Annotated in this window: 1 protein-coding gene; it reads left to right on the top strand. The window is 52.1% G+C overall.

Features of this window, described 5'->3' with window-relative positions:
• Positions 1 to 43 precede the first annotated feature (43 nt).
• A partial coding sequence (locus ACTHUR_RS20050) for a PCRF domain-containing protein (protein WP_440400549.1) occupies positions 44 to 468 on the top strand: 425 nt, incomplete at its 3' end.

Genomic DNA, 468 nt, shown 5'->3' with positions numbered 1-468 from the left:
CCCTTACAATACGCCCCTAAAATTTTGAAAGCACAGAAGAATCATGGAAGCCGAAGTAATCAACCAGCTCAACAACACCCTGAACGATTTGGAAAAGCGCAGCGAAGACATCCGCGTCTATATGGACTATCAGGGCAAGAAAGACCGATTGGAAGAAGTCATCGGCCTTTCCGAAGACCCTGAGCTGTGGAACGACCCGAAACGCGCCCAAGAAATCGGCAAAGAGCGCAAAATCCTTGAAGGCATCGTGTTGACGCTCGACAACATCGCGACGGGCATCGAAGACAACCGCATGCTGATTGAAATGACCGTCGAAGAAAACGACGAAGAAGGTTTCGCCGCCGTGCAAGAAGATGTGGCGGGGCTGGAAAAACAGATGGCGGATTTGGAGTTCAAACGGATGTTCAACCAGCCCGCCGACCCGAACAACTGCTTTATTGACATCACCGCAGGCGCGGGCGGTACGGA

This window comes from Neisseria sp. P0021.S007 (assembly GCF_051956855.1).
The sequence above is the reverse complement of the archived record's forward strand: the minus strand, read 5'-3'. Positions and strand labels throughout refer to the sequence as shown.